The sequence below is a fragment of the Pseudomonas sp. VD-NE ins genome (assembly GCF_031882575.1).
Lineage (GTDB): Bacteria > Pseudomonadota > Gammaproteobacteria > Pseudomonadales > Pseudomonadaceae > Aquipseudomonas > Aquipseudomonas fluorescens_BZ.
This window is the reverse complement of record NZ_CP134772.1, coordinates 4,822,806-4,840,127: the sequence shown is the minus strand read 5'-3', so window position 1 is coordinate 4,840,127 and position 17,322 is coordinate 4,822,806. Positions and strand designations below refer to the sequence as shown.

The window sequence follows — 17,322 nt, the reverse complement described above, 5'->3', positions numbered from 1 at the left end:
ACATGGCGTACACCTGTAGGAGCTGCCGGAGGCTGCGATCTTTTTTGTCGTTGACAGCTAATCGTATGATGATTAGCTTGATCACCCATCGCGATCCGCTTTGAGGTGTTCATGTCCAGCAGCTTTCACGCATCCACGGTCGACTGGCTGGGCAGCTGGATTGCCGCTGGCCAGGTCAAACCGGGGCAGACCATCAAGGTCGAGGCCGAGCTCGGTGAACAGCTCGGCGTCAGTCGCACAGTCATCCGCGAAGCAATCAAGACCCTCGTCGCCAAAGGCCTGCTCGAAGTCGGGCCGAAAGTCGGCACACGCGTGCTGCCGGTGCGGCGCTGGAATCTGTTCGATCCGCAAGTGGTCGGTTGGCTGTCGCGCAACGGCTTGCCGGAAAACTTCGTCGATGACTTGCTCGACCTGCGCCGCACCATTGAACCGATGGCCGTGCGCTGGGCTTGCGAGCGGGCGACCCTGGAGCAGATAGAAGCGGTGCAACTGGCTTACAACGCCCTTGAGCGCGCGGTCGACAGCGGCATCGATTACAACCGCGCCGACCAGTCCTTTCACGAATGCATCCTCGCCGCCAGCCACAATCAATTCATTGAACAAATGGTCCCGGCCCTCGGCGCGTTGCTTGCGGTGTCGTTTGAAGTCTCCGCTGCCGACCCGGATGAACTGCGTCGCACTTTGCCGATCCACAAGGACATGGCCGATGCGATCGCGGCGCGAGATTCTGCGCGCGGGGTGTGGGCGTGCATGACCCTGATCGATAACGCGGATCTGGCGATCAAACGCTTTTACCCGAAAGTCATGGCCGACAGAAAAGCCAGCTAACACAAATTTCCCTGTGGGAGCGAGCCTGCTCGCGAAGGCGGTGTATCAGGCAACTCATGCATCGACTGACACGACGCTTTCGCGAGCAGGCTCGCTCCCACATTAAAAACAACAAGATCCAAGGAGTTGTCATGACGTGGACCGCCCTGACCCAACACCGCGCCCAACTCGGCGAAGGCCCGTTCTGGGACGCGCCAACCCAGGCGTTGTACTGGGTCGACATTGCCGGCAAACAGGCCCTGCGCCTGATCGGCCAGAACGTACAGATCTGGCAGATGCCCGAGCACGTTTCCGCGTTCATCCCCTGCGCCAGCGGCGATGCGCTGGTGACCCTGAGCAGCGGCGTCTACCGTCTCGATCTCGACTCTCCGGGCCTCGAACCACGTCTGACGCTGTTCTGCGTCGCCGACCCGCAACCGGGCAATCGCCCCAACGAAGCGCGTTGCGATGCTCAGGGTCGTCTATGGCTCGGCACCATGCAAAACAACATCGGCGAGCAGGGCGAAGATCTACCGATCACCCGTCGCTCCGGTGGCCTGTTCCGCGTCGATCCGGATAACCGCGTCACGCCTTTGCTGCGTGGCCTGGGCATACCCAACACGCTGCTGTGGAGTGACGACGGCACCACACTGCTGTTCGGTGACAGCCTCGACAGCACGCTGCACCGCTATTTCATTCACACCGATGGCAATCTCGGTGCTGCGCAAGTCTGGTACGGCCCCGATCAGCAGGGCGGTCCGGACGGTTCAGCAATGGATGCCGAAGGCTATGTGTGGAATGCGCGCTGGGACGGCAGCTGCCTGCTGCGGCTGACGCCTGACGGCAAGGTCGACCGCAGGATCGATCTGCCCGTCAGCCGCCCGACCAGTTGTGTGTTCGGTGGTGAAGACCTGAAAACCCTGTTCATCACCAGCGCCCAGAGCCCGCACAAGCATCCATTGGATGGCGCAGTGCTGTCGATGCGTGTGGATGTCGCAGGAAAACTCTGTACGCGCTTTGCAGATTAAATCCCAGAATATGGGATGCAAAATTATATATTGAGATTATTTGGCGGTCGGGTTTATAGTCGGCTCCAGCAGTAACACGCACTCACACTTAAAAAGAACAAAACAGGTGAAGTGATGCAGCGAATGTCTATCGCACTCCCGTGTGGAGTCCGCGTCTCGCAACGGCCCCAAGCTGTCGGCCGCGCCTGCCTGTTTCGTTCCAACCGCCTTCCAGACCGGACATCGGCAGATGCCCGGTTTTTTTGCGCTTGCGAAACAGGAGTCGAGATCCATGGCTGAACCCCTTTCCCTGCCGCCGGTGCCTGCACCGCCGAAGGGCGAGCGTCTGAAAGACAAAGTGGTCTTGCTGACCGGCGCCGCCCAAGGCATCGGTGAAGCCATCGTTGCTGCGTTTGCCTCGCAGCAAGCGAAACTGCTGATCAGCGATATTCAGGCCGAAAAGGTTGAGAAGGTAGCCGCCCACTGGCGCGAGCAGGGCTATGACGTGCGGGCGCTCAAGGCCGATGTCTCGCGTCAGCACGATCTGCACGCCATGGCCAAACGTGCCGTTGAACTGCACGGGCGCATTGATGTGTTGGTCAACTGCGCCGGGGTCAACGTGTTCCGTGATCCGCTGCAAATGACCGAAGAGGACTGGCATCGCTGCTTCGCCATTGACCTCGATGGCGCCTGGTTCGGCTGCAAAGCGGTGCTGCCGCAGATGATCGAGCAGCGCGTCGGCAGCATTATCAACATTGCCTCGACTCATTCCAGCCATATTATTCCCGGTTGCTTCCCGTACCCGGTGGCCAAACACGGTTTGCTCGGCCTGACCCGCGCGCTCGGCATCGAGTACGCCGCGAAGGGCATTCGCGTTAACGCCATCGCGCCGGGCTACATTGAAACGCAACTGAACGTCGACTACTGGAACGGATTCGCCGACCCGCACGCCGAGCGTCAGCGCGCTTTCGATCTGCACCCGCCGAAACGCATCGGTCAGCCGCTCGAAGTGGCAATGACAGCGGTATTTCTGGCCAGCGACGAAGCGCCGTTCATCAATGCTTCATGCATCACCATCGATGGTGGGCGCTCGGTGATGTACCACGACTGAGTGCAGTGGCTTTCACAGGGAGAGATCCGTGTGAAATCCAATCATCATACGATATGACTATTTTCAACAGGCTTTGCAGGAACATGCTTCAACGCTTTTCAAACATTGCTCAAAAAAAATAACAAGGAGTCAGCTTATGAAACGTCGTTTCGGGATTCGTACCCTGTGCAGTGCCGCCCTGGCGGTTACCGCGTTCAGCCTGAGCAGTGCGCTGCTCGCTGCCGACACCGTGAAAATCGGTTTTCTGGTCAAGCAGGCGGAAGAACCGTGGTTCCAGACCGAGTGGGCTTTCGCCGAGAAAGCCGCCAAGGACAAGGGCTTCGAACTGATCAAGATCGCCGTGCCGGATGGCGAGAAAACCCTCTCGGCCATCGACAGCCTTGCCGCCAACGGCGCCAAGGGCTTTGTGATCTGCCCGCCGGACGTCTCGCTCGGCCCGGCGATCATGGCCAAAGCCAAACTCAATGACCTGAAAGTGATTGCCGTCGATGACCGTTTCGTCGACGCCAACGGCAAGTTCATGGAAGACGTGCCGTACCTCGGCATGGCCGCGTTCGAAGTCGGCCAGAAGCAGGGCAACGCCATGGTCGCCGAAGCGAAAAAACGCAACTGGGACTGGAAAGACACCTACGCGGTGGTCAACACCTACAACGAGCTCGACACCGGCAAGAAACGCACCGACGGCTCGGTGAAGTCCCTCGAAGACGCCGGCATGCCGAAGGATCACATTCTGTTCGCCGCGCTGAAAACCCTCGACGTACCGGGCAGCATGGACGCGACCAACTCGGCACTGGTGAAACTGCCGAGCGGCGCAAAAAACCTGATCATTGGCGGTATGAACGACAACACCGTGCTTGGCGGCGTACGCGCTACCGAAGCCGCCGGTTTTGCGGCGGCCAACGTGATCGGCATCGGCATCAACGGCACTGACGCCATCGGCGAACTGAAAAAGCCCAACAGCGGCTTCTTCGGCTCGATGCTGCCAAGCCCGCACATCGAAGGCTACAAGACCGCAGAGATGATGTACGAGTGGGTCACCACCGGCAAAGAACCGCCGAAGTACACCGCGATGGACGATGTCACCCTGATCACGCGCGAGAACTTCAAGCAAGAGCTGGAAAAAATCGGCCTGTGGAACTGATGCCGCGACGGCCCGGGCAGCCGGGCCGTGTTTCGGTGTGAAGAGGTGGCTTTATGCACGCGCAAGTACAGACACAACAACACAGCTCCGGCGGCAGCCTGCGCTTCAACGGGATCGGCAAAACCTTTCCCGGCGTGAAAGCGCTGGACGCGATCAGCTTCGTCGCCCATCCCGGCCAGGTTCACGCCTTGATGGGCGAGAACGGTGCCGGCAAATCGACCCTGCTGAAAATCCTTGGCGGCGCTTACATCCCGAGCAGCGGCGAGTTGCAGATCGGCGAGCAGACCATGGCGTTCAAATCGACCGCCGACAGCATTGGCAGCGGCGTCGCAGTGATTCACCAAGAGCTGCATCTGGTGCCGGAAATGACCGTCGCCGAAAACCTGTTCCTCGGCCATCTGCCGGCCAGTTTCGGTTTGATCAATCGCGGTGTCCTGCGTCAGCAAGCGTTGAACTGCCTCAAAGGCCTGGCCGATGAAATCGACCCGCAGACCAAAGTCGGACGCCTGTCCCTCGGTCAGCGGCAATTGGTGGAAATCGCCAAGGCGCTGTCGCGCGGCGCCCACGTCATCGCTTTCGACGAACCGACCAGCAGCCTCTCGGCGCGCGAGATCGACCGCTTGATGGCGATCATCGGCCGTCTGCGTGACGAGGGCAAAGTGGTGCTCTATGTCTCGCATCGCATGGAAGAAGTGTTCCGCATCTGCGACGCGGTGACGGTGTTCAAGGACGGTCGTTATGTGCGCACCTTCGAGGACATGAGTCAGTTGAGCCACGATCAACTGGTGACCTGCATGGTCGGGCGCGACATTCAGGACATCTACGATTACCGCCATCGTCCACGCGGCGCCGTCGCGTTGAAGGTATCTGGGCTGCTTGGCCCGGGCCTGCGTGAACCGGTCAGTTTCGAGGCGCACAAAGGCGAAATTCTCGGCCTGTTCGGACTGGTCGGGGCAGGGCGCACCGAGCTGTTTCGCCTGCTCAGCGGGCTGGAACGCAACACCGCTGGACGCCTCGAATTGCGCGGTCATGAATTGAAACTGCGCTCACCGCGCGACGCGATTGCGGCGGGCATTTTGCTCTGTCCGGAGGATCGCAAGAAGGAAGGCATCATCCCGCTCGCCAGCGTTGCCGAGAACATCAACATCAGTGCGCGCGGTGCCAACTCCGGCCTCGGTTGCCTGATTCGCGGCTTGTGGGAAAAGGGCAACGCCGACAAACAGATCAAGGCACTGAAAGTGAAAACCCCGCACGCCGGTCAGCAGATCAAGTTCCTTTCCGGCGGCAACCAGCAGAAGGCCATTCTCGGCCGCTGGCTGTCGATGCCGATGAAGGTGCTGCTGCTCGACGAGCCGACACGCGGCATCGACATCGGTGCGAAAGCGGAGATCTACCAGATCATCCATAACCTCGCCGCCGACGGCATTTCGGTGATCGTGGTGTCCAGCGATCTGATGGAAGTGATGGGCATTTCCGACCGCATTCTGGTGCTCTGCGAAGGCGCCCTGCGCGGCGAAATCAGCCGCGACCAGGCCAATGAATCCAACCTGCTGCAACTGGCTTTGCCGCGCCACCGCGCTGACGGCGTGGCGAACTGAGAGGTGACTATGATGACAACCCAAAACGAAACCCTGCCGACCGCGCGCAAACCGTTGGACATGCGCCGCTTCCTCGATGACTGGGTCATGCTGCTGGCGGCGATCGGCATTTTCATCGCTTGTACGCTGCTGATCGACAACTTCCTCTCGCCGCTGAACATGCGTGGCCTGGGCCTGGCGATTTCCACCACCGGGATTGCCGCGTGCACGATGTTGTACTGCCTGGCGTCGGGGCATTTCGACTTGTCGGTGGGCTCGGTGATTGCCTGCGCCGGGGTGGTTGCGGCGGTGGTGATGCGCGACACCAATAGCGTGTTTCTCGGTGTCAGCGCGGCGTTGGTGATGGGCCTGATTGTCGGGTTGATCAACGGCATCGTGATTGCCAAGTTGCGCGTCAATGCCTTGATCACGACGTTGGCGACCATGCAGATCGTCCGCGGTCTGGCGTACATTTTTGCCAATGGCAAAGCGGTGGGCGTGTCGCAGGAATCGTTCTTCGTTTTCGGCAATGGCCAGTTGTTCGGCGTGCCGGTGCCCATTCTGATCACCATCGTCTGCTTTCTGTTTTTTGGCTGGCTGCTGAATTACACCACCTACGGGCGCAACACCATGGCCATCGGTGGCAACCAGGAAGCGGCGTTGCTGGCGGGCGTGAACGTTGACCGGACCAAGATCATTATCTTTGCCGTGCATGGCGTGATTGGTGCGTTGGCCGGGGTGATTCTGGCGTCGCGGATGACGTCGGGGCAGCCGATGATTGGCCAGGGTTTTGAGCTGACGGTGATCTCGGCTTGCGTGTTGGGCGGGGTGTCGCTGAGCGGCGGGATCGGCATGATCCGGCATGTGATTGCCGGGGTGTTGATTTTGGCGATCATTGAGAATGCGATGAACCTGAAGAATATTGATACCTTCTACCAATACGTTATCCGTGGTTCGATCCTGCTGTTGGCCGTCGTGATTGACCGTCTGAAGCAGCGCTAAGATCAAGAGCCCCTCACCCCAGCCCTCTCCCAGAGGGAGAGGGGGAAAGGGAGCAGATCTCCTAGCTTTTCAAACCTGAGTTCGACTGGATATTTCAGGTCGATGTAATTCGAATAAACACCTCGATCAGTCCCCTCTCCCTCCGGGAGAGGGCTAGGGTGAGGGGCTTTTGATTCTCCCGCCTTTCGTCACTACCCCCCAAATTTTCCTTGCTCGCCGATGCCCGTTTCGGTTATCAATTTGTACATGATTAGACAGGTACGATTTGACAAGAAACAACGGGTGGTCGACGAACTCGTCCGACGCATCGAAAGCGGCCTCATGGAGGACGGCTTTCTGTTGCCCGGCGAACATCAGTTGGCTCAAGAATTCCAAGTCAGCCGAGGCACGCTGCGCGAAGCGCTGGCCGAACTGAAACGGCGCAATTACATCGCCACGCAAAGCGGCGTCGGCTCGATCGTCACCTTCGACGGTGTCGCCCTCGATCAGCGCAGCGGCTGGGCGCAGGCCTTGGCCGATAGCGGGGCGATGATCAATACCGAAGTGCTGCGTCTGGAAGCCGTGACCCGGCCAGACCTGCTTTCGCGGTTCGGCACTGACCAATTCATCACCCTCGACCGTCGCCGCCGCTCCAACGAAGGCACGCTGGTCTCCCTCGAACGCTCTTTGATGCCGGCCACCGGCGGCCTGGAAAGCCTGCCGCGCGTCGGTCTGATAGACAACTCCCTGACCATCACCCTGGCTGCCTACGGTTACATCGGCGAACGCGGCGATCAATGGATCGGCGCCGAACCGCTGAATGCCGAAGACGCCGCACTGCTTGGCCGCCCTGAGGGCACGGTGTTCCTCAAAGCCCTGCGCACCACCTACGACCGCCAGAACCGTTTCATGGAGCTGGTCGAAAGCCTGCTCGACCCGGTGCATTTCCGTCTGCACCTGCAATTTGGAGAATCGAAATGACCGCGCTCAACCGTGCCCTCGGCGCTTTTTATGGCCTGGCCCTCGGTGATGCGCTGGGCATGCCGACGCAATCGCTGAACCGCGAAACCATCAAGACCCGTTTCGGCCAGATCACCGATCTGCAGGACGCCGGCCCCTTGCAACCGATCGCCGCAAACATGCCCAAAGGCTCGATCACCGACGACACCGAGCAGGCGATTCTGGTCGGCGAGTTGCTGGTCGAAGGCAAGGGCCGCATCGAGCCGGCCATCCTCGCGCAGCGCTTGATCGAGTGGGAAGCCGAGATGCAGGCCAAGGGCTCGCAGGACTTGCTCGGGCCATCGACCAAACGCGCGATCGAGATGATCCTCGCCGGCCACTCGCCGGAAGAGGCCGGGCGCTACGGCACCACCAACGGCGCGGCGATGCGCATCACACCCGTCGGGATCGCGGCGGATGTTGCCGACCCTCAACGGTTTATTGCGGCGGTGGTGCAGGCCTGTCAGGTCACGCACAACACCACGCTGGGGATTTCCAGCGCGGCGGCGGTGGCGGCGGTGGTATCCGCTGGCATCAATGGCATTGACCTCGGTGAGGCGTTGAACCTCGGCCAGCAAATCGCTCAGCAAGCCGAGGCGCACGGGCACTGGGTCGCCGGTGGGCGTATCGCCTCGCGCATCAGTTGGGCGCGTACCATCAGTGTCGATAGCGACAAGGCACTGCTCGCGGATCTGCTCTACGACGTGATCGGCACTTCGGTGGCGTCGCAGGAATCGGTGGTGGTTTCGTTCGCCTTGGCGCAGCAGGTGGCCGTCGGTGAGATGAGCGCGTTTGATGCGCTGTGCATGGCCGCCAGTCTTGGCGGTGACACTGACACCATCGCGGCGATTCTTGGCGCGATGCTGGGGGCCTGCCTGGGTCTTGAGAGTTGGCCTGTCGAGATGATCGAGACGGTTAAGGCCGTTAATCATCTGGAGCTTGAGCCATTAGTGCAGGGGCTGTTGGCTTTGCGCTGAGTGAACTGGCGCCATCGCTGGCAAGCCAGCTCCCACAGGGAAAGTGCACACCTTGAGGTTCACTCTGTACCTGTGGGAGCTGGCTTGCCAGCGATAGGCGCACCGCATATTCGAATACTCACCCGCAATGGATCGCGCAGACAGGCCGAGGACGGCCGCGATGTCTTGTCGTTTTGCATCATTGCCACAACCACAAAAAAGGCAAACAGGAGCACCTTCATGAGTTCATCAAACACCGGGCAAAGCGCCGGGCAACTGGAAACCCGCGGCATCGAACCGGTTCCGGAAGCCGAGTGCAACGGCCATCCGCTGCAGCTGTTCTGGGTCTGGTTCGCCGCCAACATCTCCATCCTCGGCCTGCCGTTGGGCGCCACGCTGGTGGCGTTTCGCGGGCTGGCGATCTGGCAGGCGATCATCGTCGCGATTATCGGTGCCGCCGGTTCGTTTGCCGTGGTCGGGATCATCTCGATTGCCGGCCGTCGTGGCCGTGCACCGAGCCTGACCTTGTCGCGAGCGATCTTCGGCGTACGCGGCAACATCGGCCCGACACTGGTCTCGCTGATGTCGCGTCTCGGTTGGGAAACCGTCAACACCACAACCGCCGCTTTCGTGCTGCTGTCGCTGTGCTCGATCCTGTTCGGCTCACCGGTTGAGGCGAAAAGCGCACCGGTACTGACGCTGATCTTCATCGCGATTTTCGTCCTGCTGACCCTGTCGGTGTCCGGCCTCGGCCACGCGACCTTGCTGGTGATCCAGAAGTGGGCGACCTACGTGTTCGGCGCGCTGAACATTCTCGTCGGTGGTTTCCTCTGCGCGACCATCGACTGGAGCGCCGTGTTCAACGCTACGCCAGCGCCGATGAGCGCAATGATCATCGGTATCGGCACCATGGCCGCCGGCACCGGTATCGGTTGGGCCAACGCTGGCGCCGACATGTCGCGCTATCAGCATCGCAGCGTCAAGGCTGTACGTCTGGTCGCGTCTGCCGCGTTCGGTGCGGGCATTCCGCTGGTGCTGCTGATCACTCTTGGTGGCTTGCTGTCGGTGGGCAACAACGACCTGGCGTCGGCGACTGACCCGATCGTGGCGATCCGCGACATGCTGCCAACGTGGATGGCGGTGCCATACCTGATCACTGCATTCGGTGGCCTGCTGCTGTCGAACAACCTGTCGGTGTACTCCGCCGGTTTGACCACGCTGACCCTTGGCTTGAAGGTCAAACGCGTCTACGCGGTAGTGGTCGATATCGTCGCGATCTTCGCCGGTTCGATCTACTTCATGCTGATCGCCGACAGCTTCTACGGCCCGTTCATCACCTTCATTTCCTTGCTGGCGGTGCCGATCACTGCGTGGGTCGGGATCTTCGTCGTCGACCTTATTCACCGTCACTACTACAGCCCGAAAGACCTGCTCGACGTCAGCCCGAGCAGCGCCTACTGGTATCGCGGCGGCATCGAGTGGCGTGCGTTCGGTGCATGGGCGATTGCCATCGTCCTTGGCTTCAGTTTCACCACCATCGGCACCACTGCCGAGAACGTCTGGTTCAAAGGCTTCCTGTCCGACTCGTGGCTGGGCCACAACGGCCTCGGCTGGATCGTGACCTTCGTCGTCGCCGGTGGCATTTACTTCGTCCTCGGTGGGGCGAAAGATCGCCGCGCCGCGCAAACCGAGAATGCACATGCCTAAGATGTTGCACACCGGCCAGGTCATCATCGACCTGGTCATGGCCGTGGATAAACTGCCGCAAATTGGCGGTGACGTACTGGCGCAGTCGGCCGGTTTCGAAGCCGGTGGCGGGTTCAATGTGATGGCGGCGGCGGTGCGTAATGGGCTGCCGGTGGTGTATCTCGGTCGTCATGGCACTGGGCGTTTCGGTGATCTCGCGCGTCAGGCGATGAACGCCGAGGGGATTCACATCGGCATCACCGAACCCGCACAGAAAGACACCGGTTTGTGTGTGGCGCTGACCGATGCGTCGGCCGAGCGCAGTTTCATTTCCTATATCGGCGCTGAAGGTGAGGTGACTGAGGCGGATCTGAACAGCGTGCCAGTTGAGGCGGGCGATTACGTTTACCTCAGTGGCTACAGCCTGTTGCACGAGGGTAAAGCCCTAGCGTTGCTCGACTGGACATTGGCGTTACCGGAGGCGATCAACGTGGTGTTCGATCCGGGCCCTTTGGTTGAATCGCCGGATTCGCCGATGATGCGGGCGTTGCTGCCGCGCATCGATGTGTGGACCAGCAACAGTGTTGAAGCGCTGCGCTGTACCGGGGCTGAGGATATTGGGGGGGCGCTGGATCGTCTCGCTGAGCATCTGCCCAATGAAGTGCTGATCGTGGTCCGTGACGGGCCGCAAGGGTGCTGGATTCATCAGCGCGATGAGCGTCGGCATGTCCCGGGGTTTGCTGTGAAAGCGGTGGACAGCAATGGCGCTGGCGATGCCCATGCCGGCGTCTTTGTCGCGGGACTGGCGCAGGGTTTGACCGCGCATGAAGCAGCGCGGCGGGCGAACGCGGCGGCAGCTTTGGCGGTGACGCGCTGGGGGCCGGCGACTTCGCCGGGTGCGACTGAAGTGGACGCGTTTATCCGCGAGTCCAGCGACGCCTGATCTACCGCCATCGCTGGCAAGCCAGCTCCCACAAGTTTTTGTGGTGAACACACATTTGTGTACACCCCGGTTCCTGTGGGAGCTGGCTTGCCAGCGATGAGGCCATCAGCCTCAAGTCAAAACTTGAGTTGGCCGCCCGCCGCATCAACAGCGAGCGGCTTCATCCCTACTGCAGATCCAGCTTGCGCGCCGCCTCAACGCCAGCGGCACTGAGCTTGATCGGCAGGTTCAACGAATGTTCGCCAGCCTCGTTGCAGGTCACATGCCCGTGGTGAATCAGTCCACGATCCTGCAAAGCGGCGAGGGCGCTGGCCACGACCTTCTCGCCCCGGTAATTGTCCAGCACCTCCTTGCCCAGACCACTCGGGTGGGCGTGCAGCAAGCGGGTGAGGACTTCTTTTTCCAGGTTTTTATCGACGTTCATGGTTACCTCTTCATTGGATTGAATAGGACGCTCGCGTCGGCGAACTACTGACCGGAGCCTTCGGAACCGGAGCCACCGGTGGTGGTTTTCGAGCCGATGCCGGGGCCCGCATTGTCTGGCGTTGCGGGGGCATCGGGGGTGTTCATCCCGCCCTGACGGCCCGGATCACTGCCCTGAGTGCGCGGATCAGTACCAGTGGCGGGCGGCTGATTGATCAAGGGCACGCCGGAGCCATCGGTATTCATACCGGGAGCACTGTTGATGGCGGGGGCGCGTGGCGGGGTCGGATCGGTAGGGCCAGTGCCCGCAGCGGTGGCGGATGCGGCGAAAACCGCAGGGCAGAGCAGGGCGCTGAATACGAAAGCGGTCAACCTTGACGGGATCATAGGGCTTCTCCAGTGATTGGAATCCTTACCTGTCGTTGGTCTGCCCAGTGATCGGATTGGTGCCTGATCAGCGACGAACGGTCTAAGTTGCCTGTGCGGCTTTCAGACTGATCCGCCGCCAGAGCAAGCGGCCAAGGGTAATCAGCCAGTTGGCCAACGCGACGATCAAAACCGTCAAAAGCAGCGTGCTCATGCCCTGCTCAACGATGATTTTCCCGGCCAGCAACGGAAAGCCGAACACGCCGATAAAATACGAGAGGCTGAACAGCAGCAACGCCTGCGAAGTGGTGCCGGTCGGCGCTTCGTTAGCCGCAAGCCCGTTGATCACCGAATACGTCAGCCCATACCCGACGCCGAGCATCAACGCCGCCAGCAAATAGGTGAATCCACTGTGCACGCCGAAGGCGAACAGCACGATCGAGCCGAGCATCAGCCCCGACAACAAGCAAGAAGCACGAAGCGGATCACGCTTGACGACAAATCCTGCGATCAGCATGCGGCTGCTGATTGCCGCACTCATGAAACCGAGAAAGAACAGCGAATAATCCAGCGATCGCGCAGCGGCGTAACTGGTCTGGAAACTCGACAGACCGCCAAATACGCAACCGCCAAGGCCGACCATGATGATCGGAAACAGCGCTCGCGAGCCGAGCACTTGAGTGGTCGCTTGCCAGGTGATTCTCGCCGCTGAGGCGGCTTGTGTGCTTTTCAATCGAGCGCCGAGCCGCCAGAACAGCAGCACACCGACCAGACTCGCCAACGCTGCCAGATAGAACGCCGAGGTCACCGACAGGCCCTGCGCACTCGCCGCACGCCCGAGCAACGGACCGCTGCCGATCCCGGTCATCATGCTCCCGGACAGCAAGGCGAAATATTTCGCCCGCTGCGCCGGCGTCACCAGACTGGCGACGATGATCGGCCCCAAGGTGTAGAAAACGCCCCAACCCAAGCCCAACAACAAACCAAAAAACAACAGCAGATGACCGAACCCCGGCGTCAGCGCAAAGCCCAGACTCGCCGCCACCAGCAACAGCCCGAACACTGCAATCGAGCGCGCTGCGCCGAGCCAGTCCGAGAGATGCCCGGACACCAGTACCGCGACAAATGTACTGAGCATCGCCGCCGAAATCACACTGCCGGCGTCGTGCTCATTGCCACCGCGAGAAGCGATCAGCAGCGACAACAAAAACGTCGAGCCATAGGACAGCGACAGCAGATAACTGGCGAGACAGAACAGGCCGAACAGCTTGCCTGAAACCTTGGGTGTTGCTGGCGACATGACGCGGTTCCTTGAGCGGAAAATTCAGCGTCATCTGTTTAACACGGCAGGCTGGCGGATTAGGTCTGAGCTTGGCGAAGTCAGGTTCAGCGCACGCCGGAGTAAGTGGTCAAACGATGCCGATTTCTTCCTTGAACTGCTCCATGAACCCCTTCAAGCGTTGATGACGGATCTGCGCCAGACGCTGGCCGGCGACGGTCTGGAAACCGTCGGCGAGGTGCAGCAGTTTGGTCTGGAAATGATCGAGGCAAAACCGCTTGTCGTCGTAGTCGCGTTGTTTCGCTTCGGGATCCTGCTGGTCATAGAGCGCCGAGCCCATGCGTCCGGCGACGTAGAACGTGCGGGCGACGCCAAGCATGCCCAGTGAATCGAGGCGGTCGGCGTCCTGGACGATCTTGGCTTCGAGGGTGAGCGGGGTGATGTTGGCCGAGAAACTGTGGGCTTCGATGGCGTGGGCGACGGCCATGATTTTTTCTTCCGGCCAGTTCATCTCCGCGAGCACTGCCGATGCTTTATCTGCCGCCAGCCGCGAAGCCTGCGAACGCAGTGGCGAATTCTTCTCGACGGCCACGCAATCGTGCAAGAGCACGGCGGCCAACAGCACCTCAAGATCTCCACCTTCTTCTTCATGCAGCGTACGCACGTTGTGCCAGACCCGCTGCAGGTGGGCGAGGTCGTGAGCGCCGTCGTCGGACGGCTCCAGCGCATGCGGCAGTAACTCTGCTGCCAGTGCCGCCACGGGTGTAAAACTATCCAGGTTCATAAGCATCCTTTCAGATTGTCGAAGTCCCCTGTGTGGGAGCGAGCCTGCTCGCGAATGCTGTCTGTCAATCAACAACGCAGATGACTGAAAGGACGCATTCGCGAGCAGGCTCGCTCCCACAGGGAACTGCAGTGTTTGCAACATTGCGCAGGGTAGTGTGTGTTTTGCCATGTGACGAGCGCGGCGCACGGCCTTAGTATGGCGTTTTCCTTTTCCGACAAGGCCCGTCCATGACGATCGACATCCGCCCGGCGACCCCCAGCGATGCCCCGCAAATCCTCGCCTTCATCACTGAACTCGCCGATTTCGAAAAGGCCCGCCACGAAGTCATCGCCAGCGTCGCCGACATCGAACGCAGCCTGTTCGGCGAAGGCGCCACCGCCCATGGCCTGATCTGCCTGCGCGACGGCGTGCCGATCGGTTTCGCGGTGTTCTTCTTCAGTTATTCGACCTGGCTCGGCAGCAACTGCCTGTACCTCGAAGACCTCTACATTACCCCCGAACAACGCGGCGGCGGTGCTGGCAAAACCTTGTTGCGTCACTTGGCGAAAATCGCTTGCGACAATGACTGCGGCCGCTTCGAATGGAGTGTGCTGGACTGGAATACGCCGGCCATCGATTTCTACAAATCCCTCGGCGCGCAACCGCAGGAAGAGTGGGTGCGCTACCGCATGGATGGCAAGGTCCTGCGTGAGTTTGCCGAGGGCTGATCACAATGATGGCAAACCGGCAGTAATTCGATTGTAGCCAGCGCTCTAGTCCGGCATTCTACGCGCCATTTTTGCGCGCTCACGGACGACACCTGCAATGCCTTTGGCACAACTTCTCCACGCCCGTGGAGCCTTCGCTGCGTCAACGAGTGACCGGCGATGAGCGGACTACGGGCGTCAATGCGTCTGTATGGCCTGTTGAAAAACTCAGGCTTGAGCGACAACCCCCAGCGCCAACCGGTCGACATTCTGTGCATGACAAATCGTACGGGCGGCAGCGCCATTCGTGCGTTCGTGTCACGCCTTGATGCCGAGTTGATGACCCGCAGCGCCGGGCTCGCCGAGTACCGCGTGATACCGCTGCGCACCTTCGATCCGACGGCGTTTATCGACGCCCATCAAGGCTGGCTGACGCTGCACATCTGTTGTGGTTTCGTCGCTCCTGCCGAGCATTCGCTGCTCAAGGACGGCGGGTTGATGCCGGTGGGCTGGTACGCCTATTCCGAGATCGGCCAGTGGACCGCCCAGCATCATCTCGACCTCGGCGCACAAATGGCCGAACTGCTGCAATCGACTTACGAGCGCAATCACCTGCGCAACTACAACACCTGGCTCAACGAACTCGACGACGCCTCGCCGGCCGAACTGGCCTGGCAAACCGACGAAGCCTGGCGACACCTGCAAACCGCCGTATCACCCGACAGCCATAAGCATTGCCACGCCCTGTTCGACCCCGTCGACAACCGCTGGCGCTTCGCCGCGACCGACATCGATATTCATCAGCCGCACCCGGAACCTCTGAAGCAAGGAGCTTTGAATTGAGTGGTAAACCCGCTGCACGCGTCACCGACCCTACCGCTTGCCCATTACCGGGCCATGGCACCAACCCGATTGTTTCCGGCTCGCCGAACGTCTTCTTCGACGGCCTCGCCGCTGCGCGCATGACCGATAAATCGGCGTGCGGCAGTCCCATTACCGGAGCCGTTTCCGGCACGGTATTCATCAACGGTTTAAATGCCGCCACGCTCGACAGCACTGGAGGTCACGGCAATGTCGTGGTCGGTGGTTCGGGGACGGTGATCATTGGCCAGAGCGGCGGCGGGGCGGCGTTTAGCGGATTGCTGCCGATGCCGGTGCATTTTACGGACAAGATGCAACTGGTCGATGAGTTCTCAGGAGAACCTGTCGCGAATCATCCCTACACGATCAAACGTGGAGATGGCAGCGAAGAACACGGCGTTACGGATGCAGCAGGCTTTACACATGCCGTCAGCTCTCATCTTGCTGAAACCATCGAATTGTTTGCGGAGTGATTGAAGTGGGAGCGGATAATTCAACGCCGGATGACAGCAAAAAGAGCCTTGGGACCCATGCGTTAACGTGTCCAACAGACGAGGAAGTTAAAAAGTTCAAGTACAGGCGGCGTGCTGTAGCTTTCTTTGTCGGGGGAGCAGGCGATAAAGAAAGTTATTATGGTTTTGGGCCGGAAAATAATGTCAATTATGCAAGATTGCCTTTTGATGAATCGGTAAAGAAGGCCGACTACGCTCCGGGCGTGAAGTCACATCATCTTGGATATAACGAGGTCATTGGCGAGCAAAATATACAGGCCAATGTGTTAGGGGAATTGTGCAAAAATGATGCTGTTTATATCGTTGGGCATAGTCTCGGTGGTTGGAATGGAGCGCATTTGTCAGCAATTTTGAGTGACTTGGGATACACCGTGAAGATGTTGGTGACGCTCGATCCTGTCGGCAAAGGGGCCTTGGTGGGAAGTATCTCTAATATTTACCCGGATACACCTAGACCCAAAGCCGGGCTGTGGATAAATATCTTGGCCAAGTCGTCAGAATCCAATGTGTCCGACTGGGTTGCGGGTGTTGGTGAACAGTGGGTGTTGGAAAGTGGGCCTAACGTAAACAGCATAATGGATGTCAATCACGACAAGGCTGCGGTGATGTTTACTACCGTTTTGGCTGATGGAAAGTCTGCCTTGCATTACATGATAAATTCGCTGAATAAATACTATCGAGGCGAAATATGAGTGGCTTTAGAGTGTTTTTGCTGGTTCTGGGAGTGATGCTTGCGGGCTGTACTCTAAAGCAGGATAAACCGCCCGCTAATCTTGAATTTTCAAAGATTGAGAGAGTGGGTGAAACGGTGTTGTACGATCTTTATTTTTCGTCGGATATCAATATTCTTGGCCCCTACAAGTCATTGGTTGGCGTTAGGTTTATTTGTGCGTTGGGGGACGACTTTAATTTTGAAGTGGGTCACAGAATGAAGTGGTTTGTTAATGGCTCGGTTTCGCGAAATCGGGCAGGCTCAGATCTTGATTTCATTTCGCGGCTTACTTTTAGTGAGTCCGATGCCAATGGCTCTAGTGAGACAGATTTAACGCCTGTAGAGATCAAACGTATTCTGCAGTACAAGGCTGAAATCCCGTGCAAGTTTATGGCCAGTGTTACGATGATGGACACTTATTTTTCCAATGTGATGTATGTGCCGGTGGTGGAAATTCTTCAGGCAGTGAGTGATCGTTGAGTTGAATG

General features: G+C 59.5%; 19 protein-coding genes. 15 read left to right on the top strand and 4 right to left on the bottom strand.

Annotated features, from left to right (window positions below; translation table 11 throughout):
* The first annotated feature begins 111 nt into the window (after window positions 1–111).
* From RMV17_RS21525 to RMV17_RS21480, 10 genes are all read left to right on the top strand, one after another.
* Entirely contained in the window at window positions 112–828 is a 717-nt protein-coding gene (locus RMV17_RS21525) for a FadR/GntR family transcriptional regulator (RefSeq protein WP_034155346.1), read from the top strand.
* Window positions 829–959: 131 nt separating this feature from the next.
* A complete protein-coding gene (locus RMV17_RS21520) occupies window positions 960–1,835 on the top strand; it encodes an SMP-30/gluconolactonase/LRE family protein (protein ID WP_311882419.1) in 876 nt (291 codons plus the stop codon).
* Window positions 1,836–2,106: 271 nt separating this feature from the next.
* Entirely contained in the window at window positions 2,107–2,925 is an 819-nt protein-coding gene (locus RMV17_RS21515; protein WP_034155344.1) for an SDR family oxidoreductase, read from the top strand.
* A 136-nt stretch (window positions 2,926–3,061) separates the two neighbouring features.
* Window positions 3,062–4,066 carry a substrate-binding domain-containing protein gene (locus tag RMV17_RS21510; protein WP_110720349.1) on the top strand — a complete coding sequence of 335 codons (1,005 nt, stop codon included), beginning with the start codon at window positions 3,062–3,064 and terminating at the stop codon, window positions 4,064–4,066.
* A 53-nt stretch (window positions 4,067–4,119) separates the two neighbouring features.
* Window positions 4,120–5,664: an L-arabinose ABC transporter ATP-binding protein AraG gene (gene araG / locus RMV17_RS21505; protein WP_311882414.1), complete on the top strand. Its 1,545-nt coding sequence runs from the start codon at window positions 4,120–4,122 to the stop codon at window positions 5,662–5,664.
* A 12-nt stretch (window positions 5,665–5,676) separates the two neighbouring features.
* Window positions 5,677–6,645 (top strand): L-arabinose ABC transporter permease AraH, encoded by a 969-nt coding sequence (araH, locus tag RMV17_RS21500; protein ID WP_034155398.1) that lies wholly within the window; start codon window positions 5,677–5,679, stop codon window positions 6,643–6,645.
* Between the two features lie 246 nt (window positions 6,646–6,891).
* The gene (locus tag RMV17_RS21495) at window positions 6,892–7,605 is read left to right on the top strand and encodes a GntR family transcriptional regulator (protein ID WP_034155341.1); all 714 of its coding nucleotides are present in this window, start codon (window positions 6,892–6,894) and stop codon (window positions 7,603–7,605) included.
* Window positions 7,602–8,600 (top strand): ADP-ribosylglycohydrolase family protein, encoded by a 999-nt coding sequence (locus RMV17_RS21490; RefSeq protein ID WP_311882410.1) that lies wholly within the window; start codon window positions 7,602–7,604, stop codon window positions 8,598–8,600. Before RMV17_RS21495 ends, RMV17_RS21490 begins: the two co-directional genes overlap by 4 nt.
* Window positions 8,601–8,819: 219 nt before the next feature.
* Window positions 8,820–10,286: a cytosine permease gene (locus RMV17_RS21485; protein ID WP_311882408.1), complete on the top strand. Its 1,467-nt coding sequence runs from the start codon at window positions 8,820–8,822 to the stop codon at window positions 10,284–10,286.
* Window positions 10,279–11,208: a PfkB family carbohydrate kinase gene (locus RMV17_RS21480; protein ID WP_311882406.1), complete on the top strand. Its 930-nt coding sequence runs from the start codon at window positions 10,279–10,281 to the stop codon at window positions 11,206–11,208. Before RMV17_RS21485 ends, RMV17_RS21480 begins: the two co-directional genes overlap by 8 nt.
* Before the next feature lie 166 nt (window positions 11,209–11,374).
* On the opposite strand, the gene RMV17_RS21475 is transcribed toward RMV17_RS21480, so the two are convergent.
* The 4 genes from RMV17_RS21475 to RMV17_RS21460 form a co-directional block, all read right to left on the bottom strand.
* A complete protein-coding gene (locus RMV17_RS21475; protein ID WP_016986009.1) occupies window positions 11,375–11,632 on the bottom strand; it encodes a hypothetical protein in 258 nt (85 codons plus the stop codon).
* 44 nt (window positions 11,633–11,676) lie between these two features.
* Window positions 11,677–12,018 carry a hypothetical protein gene (locus RMV17_RS21470; RefSeq protein ID WP_008085503.1) on the bottom strand — a complete coding sequence of 114 codons (342 nt, stop codon included), beginning with the start codon at window positions 12,016–12,018 and terminating at the stop codon, window positions 11,677–11,679.
* 82 nt (window positions 12,019–12,100) lie between these two features.
* Window positions 12,101–13,297 (bottom strand): MFS transporter, encoded by a 1,197-nt coding sequence (locus RMV17_RS21465; protein ID WP_311882403.1) that lies wholly within the window; start codon window positions 13,295–13,297, stop codon window positions 12,101–12,103.
* A gap of 109 nt (window positions 13,298–13,406) precedes the next feature.
* Window positions 13,407–14,060: an HD domain-containing protein gene (locus tag RMV17_RS21460; RefSeq protein WP_311882401.1), complete on the bottom strand. Its 654-nt coding sequence runs from the start codon at window positions 14,058–14,060 to the stop codon at window positions 13,407–13,409.
* 230 nt (window positions 14,061–14,290) lie between these two features.
* Between RMV17_RS21460 and RMV17_RS21455 the strand changes: the two genes are divergently transcribed.
* The 5 genes from RMV17_RS21455 to RMV17_RS21435 all read left to right on the top strand — a co-directional run bounded on the left by RMV17_RS21455 (window position 14,291) and on the right by RMV17_RS21435 (window position 17,314).
* Window positions 14,291–14,770 carry a GNAT family N-acetyltransferase gene (locus RMV17_RS21455; protein ID WP_034155335.1) on the top strand — a complete coding sequence of 160 codons (480 nt, stop codon included), beginning with the start codon at window positions 14,291–14,293 and terminating at the stop codon, window positions 14,768–14,770.
* A 159-nt stretch (window positions 14,771–14,929) separates the two neighbouring features.
* Window positions 14,930–15,592, top strand: a complete 663-nt coding sequence (locus tag RMV17_RS21450; RefSeq protein WP_311882399.1) for a hypothetical protein — start codon at window positions 14,930–14,932, stop codon at window positions 15,590–15,592.
* Window positions 15,589–16,083, top strand: a complete 495-nt coding sequence (locus RMV17_RS21445; RefSeq protein WP_311882397.1) for a PAAR domain-containing protein — start codon at window positions 15,589–15,591, stop codon at window positions 16,081–16,083. Before RMV17_RS21450 ends, RMV17_RS21445 begins: the two co-directional genes overlap by 4 nt.
* 5 nt (window positions 16,084–16,088) lie before the next feature.
* Window positions 16,089–16,814, top strand: coding sequence for an alpha/beta hydrolase (locus RMV17_RS21440; protein ID WP_311882395.1), 726 nt, complete (start codon window positions 16,089–16,091; stop codon window positions 16,812–16,814).
* On the top strand, window positions 16,811–17,314 hold the full coding sequence (locus tag RMV17_RS21435; protein ID WP_311882393.1) for a hypothetical protein: 504 nt from the start codon (window positions 16,811–16,813) through the stop codon (window positions 17,312–17,314). Before RMV17_RS21440 ends, RMV17_RS21435 begins: the two co-directional genes overlap by 4 nt.
* The last annotated feature ends 8 nt before the right edge of the window (window positions 17,315–17,322 follow it).

Excerpts from the sequence above, each read along its gene's own strand:
- RMV17_RS21515 (WP_034155344.1), top strand. The coding sequence starts at position 2,107 with ATGGCTGAACCCCTTTCCCTGCCGCCGGTGCCTGCACCGCCGAAGGGC.
- RMV17_RS21470 (WP_008085503.1), bottom strand. The coding sequence starts at position 12,018 with ATGATCCCGTCAAGGTTGACCGCTTTCGTATTCAGCGCCCTGCTCTGC.
- RMV17_RS21455 (WP_034155335.1), top strand. The coding sequence starts at position 14,291 with ATGACGATCGACATCCGCCCGGCGACCCCCAGCGATGCCCCGCAAATC.
- RMV17_RS21460 (WP_311882401.1), bottom strand. The coding sequence starts at position 14,060 with ATGAACCTGGATAGTTTTACACCCGTGGCGGCACTGGCAGCAGAGTTA.
- RMV17_RS21510 (WP_110720349.1), top strand. The coding sequence starts at position 3,062 with ATGAAACGTCGTTTCGGGATTCGTACCCTGTGCAGTGCCGCCCTGGCG.
- RMV17_RS21480 (WP_311882406.1), top strand. The coding sequence starts at position 10,279 with ATGCCTAAGATGTTGCACACCGGCCAGGTCATCATCGACCTGGTCATG.
- RMV17_RS21520 (WP_311882419.1), top strand. The coding sequence starts at position 960 with ATGACGTGGACCGCCCTGACCCAACACCGCGCCCAACTCGGCGAAGGC.
- RMV17_RS21485 (WP_311882408.1), top strand. The coding sequence starts at position 8,820 with ATGAGTTCATCAAACACCGGGCAAAGCGCCGGGCAACTGGAAACCCGC.
- RMV17_RS21490 (WP_311882410.1), top strand. The coding sequence starts at position 7,602 with ATGACCGCGCTCAACCGTGCCCTCGGCGCTTTTTATGGCCTGGCCCTC.
- araH (WP_034155398.1), top strand. The coding sequence starts at position 5,677 with ATGACAACCCAAAACGAAACCCTGCCGACCGCGCGCAAACCGTTGGAC.
- RMV17_RS21450 (WP_311882399.1), top strand. The coding sequence starts at position 14,930 with ATGAGCGGACTACGGGCGTCAATGCGTCTGTATGGCCTGTTGAAAAAC.
- RMV17_RS21525 (WP_034155346.1), top strand. The coding sequence starts at position 112 with ATGTCCAGCAGCTTTCACGCATCCACGGTCGACTGGCTGGGCAGCTGG.
- RMV17_RS21495 (WP_034155341.1), top strand. The coding sequence starts at position 6,892 with ATGATTAGACAGGTACGATTTGACAAGAAACAACGGGTGGTCGACGAA.
- araG (WP_311882414.1), top strand. The coding sequence starts at position 4,120 with ATGCACGCGCAAGTACAGACACAACAACACAGCTCCGGCGGCAGCCTG.
- RMV17_RS21475 (WP_016986009.1), bottom strand. The coding sequence starts at position 11,632 with ATGAACGTCGATAAAAACCTGGAAAAAGAAGTCCTCACCCGCTTGCTG.
- RMV17_RS21435 (WP_311882393.1), top strand. The coding sequence starts at position 16,811 with ATGAGTGGCTTTAGAGTGTTTTTGCTGGTTCTGGGAGTGATGCTTGCG.
- RMV17_RS21465 (WP_311882403.1), bottom strand. The coding sequence starts at position 13,297 with ATGTCGCCAGCAACACCCAAGGTTTCAGGCAAGCTGTTCGGCCTGTTC.